Genomic DNA, 14,482 nt, shown 5'->3' with positions numbered 1-14,482 from the left:
TTCACCTTAATGTTCAGTTCTTTGACTGATTAATTGATTTTGATTTAATTTTGAGTCTGCCGGCGTAAACAGCGTGGCATAGATAAACGAAAAAATTACCCCAAAAAGGACCGTTAACCCAAAACAATGTATTGCATAGGTATGGCTTAACGCCAATAAACCGAATCCCAACAACGTCGACATCATACAGAGAAATAATGCCATCCCGACCACATGCGGATGATCGTGCCCTTGACGGTAGAAAATGGCGTAATCCACACCAATCCCTAAGATGAGAAAAACCCCCATTACACTAAATAGATTAATCTCAACGCCCATCCATGCCTGTAATGCAAAAGTGCTCATCAACGCCAAAGTCACAGGCACCATCAAAGCGAACACCGATTTAATCCCATAGATCAGCATTAAACCGATCGCTAAGGCAATTAATGCATAGACAAAAAGATATTCAGCTTGGATACGATGGTCTTGAAATAAGCTCGATAAATTATGTACAGGACGAACCAGCTTATTCTGCTGATCTTGCAAAGCCTCTACGGCTGTTACATCTTTTATGCCTTGAATCAAAATCAATCTTTGCTGCGGATTAACCTGTAAAAATGCCAAAGGGTGGGCAGCAAACTGATCTAAATTTAGCAATGTTTGTTGAGACAATCTTGCTTGCCAACTCAGGACATCTTTCGGATCAAGTTGCATCGCGCTTGCATATTCCACCAGTACTGATTTTGGAATTTTCTGTAGCGCTTCAACATTCTGCTGTTGCTGTTCCAGCGAAGGAATCGTTTGCCCGATTGCTTGAAACCCGTCAATTTTGCCCTGTTGTTTTAACTGAGAAAGCGCATGGATTAAGTGTTGTTCTTGCCTTGCAAGATCCTTTGCTGAATTTGCATAAATTGCAAAATAATCACTGCCCTGCGCTTGCCCAAAACGCGAACGGATATATTGATCTTCCTGCTTTAAATGTTGATCCATGCTTTGCAAATTACGCACATCATCATTACTTTTGATCAGCAGCAAACTTGATCCTGAAACCACAAAGATCACAAAAATCAACAGATAACGCTTTGTTGCGTGCGCTAAAAAATAATTACGCCATGTGCCAATAAAGCTTAATCTGCGTATTGCTGGTTCAGCATTTAAGGCAGGTAAACGCGGTAGTAATAATAGACTGGTGATCCCTGCAGCAGTTAAGCCCACCATTGAAAATACGGCAATCTGCTTAAAGCCCGGAAAAGGTGTAAAACTTAAAAATAAATAAGCCAGCAATGTGGTTGAAAGCCCGATCAACAAACTGGGTAAAATCGGCTTTAATACGGCAAATCCATTGAGATGTCGTTGCTGTGATTGCATCGCCATAAAGTAAAAGGAAAAATCGACACATACCCCAATCAGACTTGCACCAAAAACCAAAGTCATCAGATGTATTTCGGAAAATATCCAGTGGGTTACCGCAAAAGCCACCATTGACCCTGTGGCAACTGCAATAAACTCGGTCAACATCGGGCGAATAGAGCGGAAACCAAACCAGACCAAAAGCAAGACACCGATACTCGAACCCACGCCGATTGTAGAAATTTCATTCTTTGCAGATTGGGTACCAAAATGCGAAAAAACAATTGTTCCAGTCCAGTGCGGTTTCACCCCGATCTTGCTCAATTGCTGATTAACATTAGTCATCCATTGGGCAGTTTGTTCTTGATACTCAATATCATAAGGACTTTTTAAAAGTTCTAAATTAAATAGTCGAGAATAGCCTTGCTCATCAGAAATTGTGGCAAAACCATCTTGTATTTCGATATTTGAATGCTGTTGCAGGCTTGCAAGCCCCATGGCATAACGTGGAAATAATAACAATGGATCTTGTTGAAGCAAGCTTTCAGTGATTGGCATGCCCGGACTCATGATTTGCATCAAACTTTGTTCAGTCAGTGCCGCATAATCTTGTTGTTTTAAGATTGCTTGATCTTGCGAACTAATTAAGCCTGCATGATGTGCATATAAAGTCTTGGCAAAATCTTCAGTATCAACTTGCGCTTTTAATGGCTTAAACAAATTCGACTGTTGGACACCAGCCCTTAATATCTGTGTTGCTTGCTCAATTTGTTCAGATGATTTTGCATCAATCACCAAGAACACTTTATTGTTCAATTGCTCACTGACATAGTGTTCGGTTTGCTCAAGCTGTTTGTCCTGCTTTACTTTTGGCAGTAAAGCAAAAATATTGGTCTGGATGTGAATGCCTTTTTGCATCCATGTAAATCCCAGCCCGATCGCAATGATGACTAAAAATATCAACCAAATTGCAGTGAGTTTATTTTGCCAATTGGAAAAGTGCATTCTCAGACGCCGATAAAGTTTGAGGTTGAGCCGTCTGCTGACTAAAATTAATAATCGTCATATTATTGGCTTGTTCAGTAATCACAATACGATTGACATAACGTCCACCTTGCGCATTCACTTTGACAAACAATTTTTTAAACAACGCGCTTTTCGGGGTCAATGTGACATCCCAAGCTGATGTTGTGTAATTGGCTGCAACCACATTAAAATTTTTGGCTAAGGCAGTTTCATTACCTGCCATTAACTGTAAAAACATAGTCGCCACTGAACCATATTGACTATTATCAATCTCAAGTTGACTCATTGTTCGCTGGGTTTTTTGTAGCAACTTCTTTGGGGTAACAATCAAATCTGCTTGAACAGGTTTTTGAATCTGCCAGATCACCCCTTGGCTTTTGGAAAATAAAACCTGCCCATTTGAGCTAAAAGTTTTATTTAACGAGGTAAGCTTTTTTTGCTGCTCAAAATGGGCGCGAACTACAGGTGTTTGGGAAAGCTGTTGAAAAATTTGCCCAACTTTAGAACTTTCCGCATAACTTGCCAATGGAAGTGCCGTCACAACCATAAACATCATACTGGTGATGATCAGTTTGATTTTATTTTTAAAATTCAACATTTTTCATGCCCCCTATTGGGTCTTAAATTCAGACCATGCATACAGGCGGTCTAAAAATATTTGTGGTGACTGAAAGCACATTTCTCGAGTTTCTATCTCAACTGCCACCTGACTGGTAAAACCTCTGGTGAGGCGTTTACCTGATTCTGCATCAAAAATCTGGTACTCGATTTTCAAACGGTTTTCCCATTCTTTTAAAGTCGCACGTACTCGGATATGCTGCCCAAAAATAATACCTTGCGCATAACGGACATAACTTTCAATCACTGGCCACGCATAACCTGAATCTTTCATTTGATTATAGTTATAGTCAAATTGATCCAGCAATTTGCAACGTGCAATTTCAAAATATTTGAGATAATGCCCATGCCAAACCACATTCATGATATCGACATCATGAAATGGAACATCAATAATGACATCAGCATACATCAGCGTTCTCCTGCTTGTGCTGCAACAGATTGCAGTTTAACAGGCTGAGATTTTCAAGATGATCGACAATCGCTTGCAGTTCTTTTTGCAATGGACGATCTTCTTCAACAAAATGAAATTCTTTCAGTACCCATTGTCTAAATAGACCCAACACTGGGCTTAATTGCTGTGCCAAACCTCTCAGTTCAATTGCTTGAACCGCAGCACAGCTCAATGCAGCAATCACTTGTTCAGTCAATAAAATCACCCGACTAGCATCACGTGCGGCAATCGTGCCCATACTGACTTTATCTTGATTATGGCATTCGGTTGAACGTGAAAAAATTGAAGCAGCAAGTGTTTGCTTAAGTGCTTCGGCAGTCCAAGCTGACACCCCTATCTGTACGGCTTTAAAGCCATGATTGAGTGGTAAGCGATCGGTTTTAGCACCAGTCAAATTACGTGGTAACCCATGATTCATTTTATGATCGACCAACTGTGCAAGCTGACGATCCATCAAATCAGCAATATTGGCAATCATAATTTTTAAGCTATCCATAGCCTGTGCAATATGTCCACCATAGAAATGTCCACCATGTAACACGCGTAAATTGATCGGATCAATTAAGGGATTATCATTACTTGAGTTCAATTCATTTTCAATAAATTGTCTAAGCCAAGTTTTAGAATCTTCAAATATTCCAATAATATGTGGTGCACAACGCAGCGAATAACGATCTTGCAAACGTGGACTTTGATGCTCTGTTTGTACTTTATCGTTTAACCATTCACGCAGTTGCTTGGCAATCTCCTGCTGACCTGCATGTGGTTTCTGAGCAAATAACACCTCATCAAAATGGCTTGGATTGCCCTCTAATGCCAACACATTTAATGCTGTAATTAAAGTACTTGCCAAACTAATCTGCTCAGCTTTTTTATAATTTAAACAGGCCATTGCGGTCATTACCGCAGTACCATTCATAATGGCAAGTCCCTCTTTGGGTCTGAGTGCCAAAGGCTGTATCGCATATTCAGCATAAACATCCGCAACTGCAACGATATTACCTTGATAGTAAACATCCCGTTCACCGACCAATGCCCCTGCAATATAGGACAATGGGGTTAAATCACCACTGGCGCCGACTGAACCTTCTGAAGGAATCACTGGAATAATATTTTCATTGAGCATCCAAACCAAACGCTCAAGTAAAGCATGTGATACCCCTGAATAGCCACGTGCCAAAGAGCATAATCGAGTTACCATCACAGCACGAGCAGTGATCAAGTCCAGATTTTGCCCTAAACCACAACCGTGAAAACGAGATAAATGCAAAGGCAACTCATTGACCTGATGTGCAGGCACTTCAACCAAACAAGAATCGCCATAACCTGTGGTTACCCCATAGATGACGCCTTCTTCTTGTAATAATTGATCGAGAAAATCAGCACCTCGTTGAATCAATGCCTGCCAACTTTCAGACTTAGGCAGCGCCACTTTGAGCTGTTGATTTGCGACAGCAACAACCTCTTCAATTGAAAGTGGTTTTTCTCCGATGACAAGTGTCTGCATTTTTATTTGTTCCAAAAATTATAAAAATTAAACCATTGATAAGGTGCATCTACGCAATGCTGTTCGACCAGTTGAACATAGCGTTGTATGACTTCAGCTATGGCTTGGTTGCGGGTTTGTCGCGGAAAATTAAGTTTTTGAGCGATTGAATGGATATGCACATGAAAGTTGTCTTGCTTGCGATAACAGAAAACCGCCAATATCGGAACTTTCAGTAAACTCGCTAAAATCCAAGGTCCTTGCGGCCAAGCGGACTCATCAGCTAAAAATTTAAGATTTTCGACACGTTGCGATTGAACTGGAACGCGATCTGCTGCCACGATGATCCACTCACCCTGATCCAGTTTCTCCTGCAAAAGAATCGCAGTATCAACGCCAAGTTCATCAACCGAAATCAGATGCACATCGGCTTTTTGATTGAGCTTTTTAAGAAATTCATTAAATTTACTGGCATGCTTTTGATAAACCAATACATTGATTTTTTGCTGATGATCAGATTTGATCGCACGTAGCAGTTCGATATTGCCAAAATGCGATACCACAATGATCGCACCTTTTTTATAATTTTCCCGAAAATGCGCATGCCCATGCAAAATCAGCTTTTCTTCTGCGACTTTTCCCAGCCAGCCTTCAATTTTATCCAAAATGCACTCACCAAATGTCATCAAATGAATATACGAATGACTCATATTCGGCTGATATGAAAATGGTGACTTTTCTTGAGCAAAATGATGCAACTTTTGTAAATAAAGTAATGAAGCCTGACGCGCTGTACGAGAAAAGATCCAGTACCACATGATGATGAAATACAGCACCAGCTTACACAAAAAACGCCCACCAAAACGATAAAAGCAAAGCATTAACATCAAAGGTAACATTCCACCCTTTTCTTTAAGCTCACTCCATCGTTTTGTATGTGATTCAGTCATGTGCTGAACCTTTGGTTTTTTGTGCCAACAGTTTAGGTAAGCGAATCAACATGCCTGCAAAAAGTCGCGCATGTGCTTTACTGAGTCCTAAATTATCTTTCCACAAATTAAAATGTGAAATACCTTGTTCTGGATAAATCACAGCAGTAGGTACGTTGATAAACTGAACTTGTTCCCACTTTAGACGCACTAAAATTTCACTGTCAAAACCCATGCGTGGTTGGAATTTTGCTTGATTGAGGACTTGAATGGTTTGATCAAGTGGATAAATACGAAAACCGCACATACTATCTTTGATTTCAAGTGACAAGCTATTAATCCAAACCCAGACATGGGTGACATAACGACCATACAAACGCTTTTTCGGCACCGTTTCATCAAAGATCGGCTGTCCCAAAATCATTGCTTGAGGATGTTGTGCTGAGATGGTGATAAATTTTTCAATATCCTGCCAATCGTGCTGCCCATCTGCATCAATTTGTAAAACATGTGTCCAGCCGAGATCTTGTGCTTGATATAAACCTGTCATCACGGCCTGACCTTTGCCCTGATTGGTCGCATGCTCAACCAGATATACATTTTTATGCTGCTGCGCCAATTCTTGCAACAAGGTCGAACATTCAATATCACTACCATCATTGACCAAAACCACTGGCAAACCATAAGGGTGAATATAGTCCAGTAATGCTTTGATATAATGCGGATGGTTATACACAGGAATCACAAAACCCAATCGATATTGCTGCATCATCTGTCTCCTAAGCGTTAACCGTAGTAGCAAAAACCAAACGTCCTGATGCTAAAGACTGTTCAGCCTGCTGCAATTGAAAACTGATTTTATCTGCTTTACGCTCAAGTTTAAGCAAAACCACGGCATGCGGTTGGATCAATTCCTGAAACTTAATTTGTTCCAATGCTGTACACCAATCTAGATCAGCCCAGATCTCTTTAGCGAACTTTTGAATAAAAGCAATTTGCCCAACACCAGGATAAATCGGTTGACCAGGAAAATGCCCATTAAAAGCAGCCAGTTCAGGAATAAACTCTAATTTAAATTCTGCGCTATTGGCATCAATATGCGATGCTAAAACCACGGGTAAATTTAAGTTTTCAAATAATGATTTCATATAATTTTTATTGAGCTTTGATTGGGAGTTTTTCGGTAATTGGCTTAAAAAACGCCACTGCCTCGGTATCGCAATATATTCCAATTTATCTGCAAGTTGTTGTTTTATTTTTGCGACAAATGCACGCTTATGACTGTGTCTAAGTTCTAATTGAGCTTGTTCAGACAATACCGCCACACATGCCAAAATTTGTCGATGATCCTTTTCAAAGATCAATGTATGACATTCACTGACTTCTGGCAATTCAACAATACCACTTTCAATAGAATCAAGACTTAAACGCTTTTCTTCAAGCTTAACAATACGGTCTAAGCGACCTTGAAGCTGAAACTGACTTTTTCGATCATCAGGCACAGACACTTCGACTTTATCTGCGGTATAGATCCAATCATTGATATACGCATGTTGAGTCAAGACACCCAGTTCACCTGCATCTGTAACGCTAATTTCGACATCTGCAAACGGCGTCCAAAGCGCCTCATCTTGTGTGCGATAAGCAATGCCACCCGTTTCGGAACTACCAAAAATTTCGGTGATACTGGCATTGAGCAGTGGACGCACTCCAGCATCTAATTTACCACCTGAAGAATAAACCACTGAATGCTGTTCAAGTAATACATCAGAGGTCCAACGTTTTAAAAGTGCTGGGCTGGAAACCACATAATGATTTGAACCAAAATGATCGTGACTTAAATGCTGTAACTTTTTTTGTGCTTCAACCACATCTTCAGGAAATGCCAATTGCGGATTATAAAAAGCTCTGCCACTGGCAAGTGGCCAAAGTAATTTAAACAATAGACCATAAATATGTTGATGACTGACTGTAGCAAGCGCCAGTGCATTTTCTGCTAGATCAAAACTTTGATCTAAACCTTGTACTTCATTAAGCAGCTGTTTTAGGGTGCGCGGAATCTTTTTAGGTTGCCCTGTAGAACCCGAAGTATAAAAAAACACTGCTGCACGATTTAAAAATGCATCATTTAGATCAATGTGTTGAGTATCTTCAACCACAGGATTAATCTGTTTATATTGTCGTTCAATAAAATAAATATTCTGAGCTGCTAAGCTTTTTTCCAAATCACGCACACGATTTGGCGGGAGAATAACCTGTTTATCCGCAAGCAAAACTGCAAAAAATAACACTAAAAAATCATAACTGTCATTTTGCCACAAGGCCCATGCACTTTCAGTGGATTGTTCAATGTGTGTTTTTTCACTCAACACTTCCTGCCAAAATTGGGAAAATGTTTTGACACTAAAATCAGAGGTGATACACAGACATTTTTCAGCATGAATGTGGCTTTGAAAATGACACAACATAAGCGTTTATTTTAACTCGTATGATTTTTAGCTTGATGAATTTTTCGCAGTACAAATTCACCTGCAAATAACAAACCCATCAAAAGATAAGAAATAAAACCATTATAAAGTACCCACATTTGGGTACTGCTAAATAACACTGTATAAAGCGCAATACAGGCATTTAAAATAAAAAAGCCACACCAAACAATCGTAACTTTTTTGGTCCAGATCACCCCAGACTCGGGCAAATCAGGTTCAACCAAACGTGCAAAACGCTCAATCATTGAGGGTGGTTTGATTAAGGTGGTCGCAAAAATTATCAACGCGCCCACACTCATCAATACTGGATACAGCTTTAACCAAGCATGATCTTTTAAAATCAAACTCAGCCCACCACAAATAATGGCAAACCAAGTTAATGGCCACATAAGATCACTTTTTTTAAAAAATAAGCGTGATCCACCGAGCAGAACCAACAAAGCACTCACCCAAATAAAATGACCATGCGCTAGGCTGTAGCCCACGATAAATGGGTAAAGTAGAAATAAGACGGTGACTCCACTGCGGATCAAATGCTTCATTCTGCAGACATATTTTGAATCACAACCACAACATCTTGCACTGTTCTGACATTTTTAAAATCTTCAGGTTTAACTTGCTTACCGGTTAATTCTTTAATTTTAACAACTAAATCAATAGCGTCGATGCTATCAACATCCAGATCAGAATACAGGTTTGACTCAAGCTGAATATCAGCAGGTTCAATTTCAAATAGTTCTTCCATCCACTCACGTAGATTTGTTAAGACGATTTCTTCAGATAACATAACGACCTCTTAAGCAGCGCGTTGCGCTTCAACCAAGTCCACTAAACTTTGCACAGAGGCGAAATGTTGCTTGGTTTCCTGTGATTCAGCATTTAAATGAATGTTATAGCGTTTTTTCAAAGCTAAACCTAATTCTAGGGCATCAATAGAATCCAGCCCTAATCCATCACCAAAGAGTGGTGCATTGGTATCAATATCTTCAATTGAAATATCTTCCAATGCCAGCACATCAATGATCATTTCTTTTAACTCATCAGCAAGATTGCTCATTTGTAGATAACTCTTGTTTAATTAACGCTTGATTAAATAAGTTGTGCAAAAAATGATTGAGCTGTTTCACCTGTTTTGAGTTAACAGCAGCATCATCCAATATATCGTGTACATGTACCGCATCTAACACTTTAATCTGAATGTGAAATGGTTCATTTGGAATGTGATACCACTTTTCATTTTTGGTCAGTGTCGAGGGCGTGCATTCTATCAAAATCGGACGAATTGGAACATTCGCTCGAATCGCAATATTTGATGCACCGCGTTGGAACTCATTCAGTGAGGCACCTCTTTCTGTTCGTGTCCCTTCTGGAAATATCAATAATGAGGCTGCATCTTTTTCTTGGAGTTTTTTAACGCAGTCCAAAATAAATTGCTCAGATCCCTCATTTAAAATATAACCTGCACTACGTACTGGCCCCAATGTAAATGGATTGCGCCAAAGTGCTTTTTTTACAATACAGTTGGCCTTTTCCATTAAGCCAATCAAAATCACCACATCAATCAAGGTTGGATGATTTGCAATGACTAACTCTTGACGGCTATGGGCCAGCTTTTCCAAGCCTTCGACCTCATAGGTCATGATGCCCAATTTAACCATCATTTCAGTAAAGCCTTTAAAGCTATATTTAATGGCTTTTTGCGCACGATCTTGTCTTTTTCTTGTATCAAATGTGCTCACTTTCACCAATGGTGCAACCACACCACCAATCACAATTCCGCCCAAGCCAAAACTTGCAAAACTAAAACCTGTAGCACCAACACGCCAAGCGTAATTTAACTTTTTCTTTACTTTATTGATATTTAGCATTTGACCCAAGCACCCTTTTCCTTCAGGTTTTGATTTTGCCAAAACGCATTAAAATCTTGAGCTTCTAAATATTTGCTTTGTTGCGGTTGCAGATTTTCTACAGCGATTTTTAAATTGGCATTTTCTAAACTGACCACTCCAGCCAATGAAAAAGCTTTAAAATTCTGATACTCATCGTATATTTCAGGCAATGCTTGGTCATAATAAATCACCAAGGCATTTTTAGCATTGTGGTGTGTTTTTAAATAAGCATAAGCTTCTATTAAAGCTTCAGACCATGATGCTGCCAAACTGGTCGCGAGCGTATCATCTTGACAAAATATAGAATACAAACCTGAAACTGCATTATGTACGGAAGTTGAAAAAAGTGTCGGAGATGGGGTCTGGTCTGAAAGGACATCTTTTAAAATTTTAAGTGTTTTTTCTTCATCGCCATATTGTGAGCTCCAAACAATATAGTCGACCTGAATCCCCTGCAAACTTTGAATTGCACTATTCAGTGCAATTTTAGCAATACTTGATAACCGTCTACGTTGCATCGCAGGAATTTTTTCAAGTGCTAAAAATGTATCACCATCTTCGCTCAAGGTGAGCCTAGAAATATTTAATTGAAGCATGTTTTATTCATCAACATCAGCTAATTTAATTGGCTTAAAAAGCCTTCTTTAGACAAATTATAACATTTGAATAACAATAAATACAAAAAATACAATTGAACTTTGTCCAATAATTAGTTCCTTAATTAAAAGATCCTCTTGCAACACTATTTTTTACTGCAACAGTTTATTCAATCCCATTTCATCAAGTGGCGTATTATACTTATAAAACTTATTTTGAAAGCTTGTTTACTGTTAATTATCGCTAAGTAATGCTATTTTTTTTAAATGTCTATGTTGATGGCATACTCAGGGTTTTATACAGAATATTAACTCGAAATAATACAGTATTTTGAACAGTCGATTGCTCTCTAAACAACATATCTTTGCTACAACAAACCTAAGCTTTGAACACAGCTATTTATACAACACTAGATTGTAATTTTCCTGTAATTGCTGATTTTGAATCACAATGAATATTTTAATTGGTTCTCAATTCTTTTTTTATACTTTTGAATCCTAGATGGTTAGTCCTACCGTGGGGGCGACATGGATGTCGCCGTTGGGCGGGGGTACAGGACGTACCCCTCGCCAAACATGAGCAAAAACAAAGCACGGCTTTGTTTGTAGCGCAAGGTTTGGCATCCCCTACGAAAAGTGAGGCATCGCCTACGCAAAGATATTTAAACTTTGAAGGTAAGGTTTGGCATTGCAAGCTTTTTGATAATCAAACAATTTATTTCCCAATACAATTGATTTAATTAAAAATATTAATTAAAAGAAATTATTTTCTTGTATATGAGTTTTTTTACAGGTTGACTATAACAGATCAGCCTGCTGCACTTTCCGCAACCCATTGTGAAAATTTACTTGGAACACCTTTGGTATTTTCATCAAAGCCAAAGAATTTAACACCATCTTCAGTATCTGAATAAGCCGCCATGACTTTTCCTGTTTTAGTATTGATCGCAATGACAGCCTTACTCGAACCCGCCCCACGTGGGTCATAACCACTGCCTACCAGCCAATCACCCTGACGCTGCATTGCACTGGATACCACTAAAGCTGAAGTGAGATTTGCATATGATTTACCAACTAATTGCTGAAAACGAGCTTTCCAAGGTGCTGCCTGTATAACGTCATGTGGGTGTTTACCATCTGGTTTCGCCATACCCGTTGTTGGAACAGGACGTGTACCGCACTTGCTTTTGATTTCTGACTCATAGCCGATATTACCAACTTCTTGCACATCGATAGTACGCCCAACCTTATCGGCACAGTCAGCCCATTGTTGTGGTGTTTTTGCCTGTGCAACAATTGGCGTGATCAGCATACCCGCCAATAAAAAACTAATAATTTTCATGATTTATTTCCTTTAAACTTTAAATATGTATTTAACATCGCGATAACAATGGTCTTTTAATAACCTGAGCTTTTAACCAGTTTAGGGGTATCTGCTTTTTGAACTGATAGCAATTTTGCCAGATCAGTACCATCACTTTCGCCCTTATAAACCGCATATTCTCCAACCGTTACAGTTGCATGTCCTGTATAGCCAATATAGCCTTCCTTGGGTCTTTTGTTGAGTTTCAATGCCTGAGCTGCCTGTTGAGTATCATTGAAACAAAACCAGCGTGAACGGCGATCATCCGGCTTACGCGGTATCAACTGATCTGAAGGCGCACTGGGATGAAAACAGATAACATCACCTGCCACTTCATCATCAAAATAATATGAATATTCTCCATTCACTGTAATTTGACCACGATATTGATCAAATTCCTGTGTGCTTTTTTGCAGTTTCAAGGCATCTGCATGTGCAAACAAGGGCAAAGCTAAAATACTGCCCAGTAAAAAACTAACCGCTTTCATCATTTTTATCCTTTAAAAAATTCGATCTTTTATTTAAAAATATGGCTGGTACTTTAAATGCTTATCTCAGATTTATCACAATGTGCGCGATATTGCTTAAAGCAAAACCGCTATGCATTACCACCAATAAAATATACTGGCGCCCGGCTCGTAATAAGTACTACATGCTGAGTAAACCACTTTACACTCTTGCTTGTTTTTACTTTGACATTCATAAGCAGCTAATGCTTTGGCGCCTGCGGGCGTACGATCAATTCTAATCACAGACTCTTGACCACCTTGAGTCGGATCAGCCAAGGCAACACATTTATTGTTATAGGTAAAGATGACTTCACAATTTTTACCTCCCTTTTTTTGGCAATTTTCCAAGGCTACTTTTTTAGCCCCACGTTCGGTTCGTGTCGCTTGGGCATAACCTGTAGGTCGAGAAGGTGCTGCCTTATCTTCAGCAATCGCGCCCCAACGTTTTTCCCAAAGTGAGGGTTCCCATTTATATGTGCCACCACCGCCACCACCATTACTACCGCCACTTGGAATCGGTGCACACCCTTGCAGGCCTTGCCCACCAATTGGATAATAACCAGGAGGACAATTGCCCTCTGCGGCCACATGGCCTGACCACATCAAAACAACAAACGCCAGCACAAGCGTGTTTGCAATCCCCATGAATTGTTTAAAATAGTGTTGCTCTGTGATCGTGAATGTTTTAAACATAATAAAAGCCCTCATGGCCAATAATCATTAACAAATTGAATGATTACTATCCAAAATAACAAACAATATATGATCAATTTTCTGATTGATGGAATGTTAATATTATATCTAACGTTCAAACTTAGATTAAAACTTCTACAACTTTTTTCTGCAAGTCATTTTTATTCATTAAATTTTCTCTAAGCATTCCCATTAAGATTAAATGCAGAGCAGCTAAACACAAACAATTAAATCATGTGAAAAATCAATACAAAAACATGTTTTAAAATAGCAAAATACAGATAAACTTAACCACATCATCCTTAATTAAATCGCCAGTAAACATGCAACACGATATGATGACCAGCCGAAGTTGTGAAAACAATTCAACTGAAGCATTCCATGTATTGGCTAAAAGCAGACTGACCGATTTGAATAAAGCGATAAAACAAAAATCGTAATGTATTTACATAGCAAGGAATAAAATGAAACTGACAAGGATATGTACTTTACTGATATTGCCCATCGTATTAACAGCATGCCAATCCAGCACGGTAAATAAGCTGATAAGAGATCTGCCCTCTCCTGATGGACGTTTTCATGTGGAAGTTCTTCAGTGCCGAGCCAATGATGTAATGTTTGGTGGCGCAACCCAAGTTCAGATTTCAGTTCTGAAAAAAGGTGAAACTGAAAAATGTCGTTCATTTATTCATGCTTTGGCGCAATTCGATGTAAGAACCATCGACTTTGGCGCAAAGGATAATGCTTTGCATATAGCGTGGCTGTCAGACACTGAACTTAGTGCGTGGCATCGTAGTTTTGCAACATCTCAAGGCAAGAATTATATAGGGCCTGATGTACAACAAAGTCAGGCTAACTCTCCAATTAAAGTGATTTTCTCGCCTTTGGCTGCGCAAATTGGAATACCATCTCAAATAAAAAAATAAAGCGCTATACACAATCAACCGTTGTATAAATCGTCTAGTTTTAATTGCTGTTGTTATGCAGCAGAAGCTTATAGGGTAAGTCTGGCTTCCAAACTATAGTCAAACCATCTAATTATTCACACAAGTGATTTGCATCAAGTCATTGAACATAAATGAAGCTTATGTTTTGAAT

At 39.1% G+C, this 14,482-nt stretch carries 16 protein-coding genes; 1 reads left to right on the top strand and 15 read right to left on the bottom strand.

The window, feature by feature from the left end; translation table 11 throughout:
• Window positions 1-6: 6 nt before the first annotated feature.
• The 15 genes from GJV03_RS13540 to GJV03_RS13470 all read right to left on the bottom strand — a co-directional run bounded on the left by GJV03_RS13540 (window position 7) and on the right by GJV03_RS13470 (window position 13,384).
• Window positions 7-2,337: a hypothetical protein gene (locus tag GJV03_RS13540; protein ID WP_171287890.1), complete on the bottom strand. Its 2,331-nt coding sequence runs from the start codon at window positions 2,335-2,337 to the stop codon at window positions 7-9.
• The gene (locus tag GJV03_RS13535; protein ID WP_228722807.1) at window positions 2,312-2,911 is read right to left on the bottom strand and encodes an outer membrane lipoprotein carrier protein LolA; all 600 of its coding nucleotides are present in this window, start codon (window positions 2,909-2,911) and stop codon (window positions 2,312-2,314) included. The genes GJV03_RS13540 and GJV03_RS13535 overlap by 26 nt, the downstream gene beginning before the upstream one ends.
• 57 nt (window positions 2,912-2,968) lie before the next feature.
• The gene (locus GJV03_RS13530; RefSeq protein WP_105713043.1) at window positions 2,969-3,388 is read right to left on the bottom strand and encodes an acyl-CoA thioesterase; all 420 of its coding nucleotides are present in this window, start codon (window positions 3,386-3,388) and stop codon (window positions 2,969-2,971) included.
• Window positions 3,378-4,937 (bottom strand): aromatic amino acid ammonia-lyase, encoded by a 1,560-nt coding sequence (locus GJV03_RS13525; RefSeq protein ID WP_105713044.1) that lies wholly within the window; start codon window positions 4,935-4,937, stop codon window positions 3,378-3,380. Before GJV03_RS13525 ends, GJV03_RS13530 begins: the two co-directional genes overlap by 11 nt.
• A gap of 2 nt (window positions 4,938-4,939) precedes the next feature.
• Window positions 4,940-5,866 carry an acyltransferase gene (locus GJV03_RS13520; protein ID WP_105713045.1) on the bottom strand — a complete coding sequence of 309 codons (927 nt, stop codon included), beginning with the start codon at window positions 5,864-5,866 and terminating at the stop codon, window positions 4,940-4,942.
• Complete coding sequence (locus tag GJV03_RS13515; RefSeq protein ID WP_105713046.1) at window positions 5,859-6,614, bottom strand: glycosyltransferase family 2 protein; 756 nt, start codon at window positions 6,612-6,614, stop codon at window positions 5,859-5,861. Before GJV03_RS13515 ends, GJV03_RS13520 begins: the two co-directional genes overlap by 8 nt.
• 10 nt (window positions 6,615-6,624) lie before the next feature.
• Window positions 6,625-8,313, bottom strand: coding sequence for an AMP-binding protein (locus tag GJV03_RS13510; protein ID WP_151956573.1), 1,689 nt, complete (start codon window positions 8,311-8,313; stop codon window positions 6,625-6,627).
• Between the two features lie 11 nt (window positions 8,314-8,324).
• Complete coding sequence (locus tag GJV03_RS13505) at window positions 8,325-8,876, bottom strand: septation protein IspZ (protein WP_004722203.1); 552 nt, start codon at window positions 8,874-8,876, stop codon at window positions 8,325-8,327.
• Window positions 8,873-9,121, bottom strand: a complete 249-nt coding sequence (locus GJV03_RS13500) for an acyl carrier protein (protein ID WP_004819854.1) — start codon at window positions 9,119-9,121, stop codon at window positions 8,873-8,875. Before GJV03_RS13500 ends, GJV03_RS13505 begins: the two co-directional genes overlap by 4 nt.
• A 9-nt stretch (window positions 9,122-9,130) precedes the next feature.
• The gene (locus GJV03_RS13495) at window positions 9,131-9,391 is read right to left on the bottom strand and encodes a phosphopantetheine-binding protein (protein WP_004819853.1); all 261 of its coding nucleotides are present in this window, start codon (window positions 9,389-9,391) and stop codon (window positions 9,131-9,133) included.
• The gene (locus GJV03_RS13490; RefSeq protein WP_004722208.1) at window positions 9,375-10,202 is read right to left on the bottom strand and encodes a lysophospholipid acyltransferase family protein; all 828 of its coding nucleotides are present in this window, start codon (window positions 10,200-10,202) and stop codon (window positions 9,375-9,377) included. Before GJV03_RS13490 ends, GJV03_RS13495 begins: the two co-directional genes overlap by 17 nt.
• Window positions 10,196-10,819: a beta-ketoacyl synthase chain length factor gene (locus tag GJV03_RS13485; RefSeq protein ID WP_004722209.1), complete on the bottom strand. Its 624-nt coding sequence runs from the start codon at window positions 10,817-10,819 to the stop codon at window positions 10,196-10,198. Before GJV03_RS13485 ends, GJV03_RS13490 begins: the two co-directional genes overlap by 7 nt.
• Window positions 10,820-11,627: 808 nt before the next feature.
• Window positions 11,628-12,161 (bottom strand): hypothetical protein, encoded by a 534-nt coding sequence (locus GJV03_RS13480; RefSeq protein ID WP_154130291.1) that lies wholly within the window; start codon window positions 12,159-12,161, stop codon window positions 11,628-11,630.
• 56 nt (window positions 12,162-12,217) lie between these two features.
• Window positions 12,218-12,670: a hypothetical protein gene (locus GJV03_RS13475; protein WP_252720710.1), complete on the bottom strand. Its 453-nt coding sequence runs from the start codon at window positions 12,668-12,670 to the stop codon at window positions 12,218-12,220.
• 117 nt (window positions 12,671-12,787) lie between these two features.
• Window positions 12,788-13,384, bottom strand: coding sequence for a DUF4189 domain-containing protein (locus GJV03_RS13470; RefSeq protein ID WP_034614000.1), 597 nt, complete (start codon window positions 13,382-13,384; stop codon window positions 12,788-12,790).
• A 464-nt stretch (window positions 13,385-13,848) separates the two neighbouring features.
• Between GJV03_RS13470 and GJV03_RS13465 the strand changes: the two genes are divergently transcribed.
• Window positions 13,849-14,310 (top strand): hypothetical protein, encoded by a 462-nt coding sequence (locus tag GJV03_RS13465; protein ID WP_056516384.1) that lies wholly within the window; start codon window positions 13,849-13,851, stop codon window positions 14,308-14,310.
• Window positions 14,311-14,482 lie beyond the last annotated feature (172 nt).

Source organism: Acinetobacter sp. RIT698 (genome assembly GCF_009668065.1).
Classification (GTDB): Bacteria; Pseudomonadota; Gammaproteobacteria; order Pseudomonadales; family Moraxellaceae; genus Acinetobacter; species Acinetobacter guillouiae.
The sequence above is the reverse complement of the archived record's forward strand: the minus strand, read 5'-3'. Positions and strand labels throughout refer to the sequence as shown.

Bases quoted from the DNA above. Each gene is read 5' to 3' on its own strand.
- GJV03_RS13530 (WP_105713043.1), bottom strand. From the start codon at position 3,388: ATGTATGCTGATGTCATTATTGATGTTCCATTTCATGATGTCGATATC.
- GJV03_RS13490 (WP_004722208.1), bottom strand. From the start codon at position 10,202: ATGCTAAATATCAATAAAGTAAAGAAAAAGTTAAATTACGCTTGGCGT.
- GJV03_RS13475 (WP_252720710.1), bottom strand. From the start codon at position 12,670: ATGAAAGCGGTTAGTTTTTTACTGGGCAGTATTTTAGCTTTGCCCTTG.
- GJV03_RS13520 (WP_105713045.1), bottom strand. From the start codon at position 5,866: ATGACTGAATCACATACAAAACGATGGAGTGAGCTTAAAGAAAAGGGT.
- GJV03_RS13485 (WP_004722209.1), bottom strand. From the start codon at position 10,819: ATGCTTCAATTAAATATTTCTAGGCTCACCTTGAGCGAAGATGGTGAT.
- GJV03_RS13495 (WP_004819853.1), bottom strand. From the start codon at position 9,391: ATGAGCAATCTTGCTGATGAGTTAAAAGAAATGATCATTGATGTGCTG.
- GJV03_RS13535 (WP_228722807.1), bottom strand. From the start codon at position 2,911: ATGTTTATGGTTGTGACGGCACTTCCATTGGCAAGTTATGCGGAAAGT.
- GJV03_RS13505 (WP_004722203.1), bottom strand. From the start codon at position 8,876: ATGAAGCATTTGATCCGCAGTGGAGTCACCGTCTTATTTCTACTTTAC.
- GJV03_RS13540 (WP_171287890.1), bottom strand. From the start codon at position 2,337: ATGCACTTTTCCAATTGGCAAAATAAACTCACTGCAATTTGGTTGATA.
- GJV03_RS13500 (WP_004819854.1), bottom strand. From the start codon at position 9,121: ATGTTATCTGAAGAAATCGTCTTAACAAATCTACGTGAGTGGATGGAA.
- GJV03_RS13470 (WP_034614000.1), bottom strand. From the start codon at position 13,384: ATGTTTAAAACATTCACGATCACAGAGCAACACTATTTTAAACAATTC.
- GJV03_RS13515 (WP_105713046.1), bottom strand. From the start codon at position 6,614: ATGCAGCAATATCGATTGGGTTTTGTGATTCCTGTGTATAACCATCCG.
- GJV03_RS13525 (WP_105713044.1), bottom strand. From the start codon at position 4,937: ATGCAGACACTTGTCATCGGAGAAAAACCACTTTCAATTGAAGAGGTT.
- GJV03_RS13480 (WP_154130291.1), bottom strand. From the start codon at position 12,161: ATGAAAATTATTAGTTTTTTATTGGCGGGTATGCTGATCACGCCAATT.
- GJV03_RS13465 (WP_056516384.1), top strand. From the start codon at position 13,849: ATGAAACTGACAAGGATATGTACTTTACTGATATTGCCCATCGTATTA.
- GJV03_RS13510 (WP_151956573.1), bottom strand. From the start codon at position 8,313: ATGTTGTGTCATTTTCAAAGCCACATTCATGCTGAAAAATGTCTGTGT.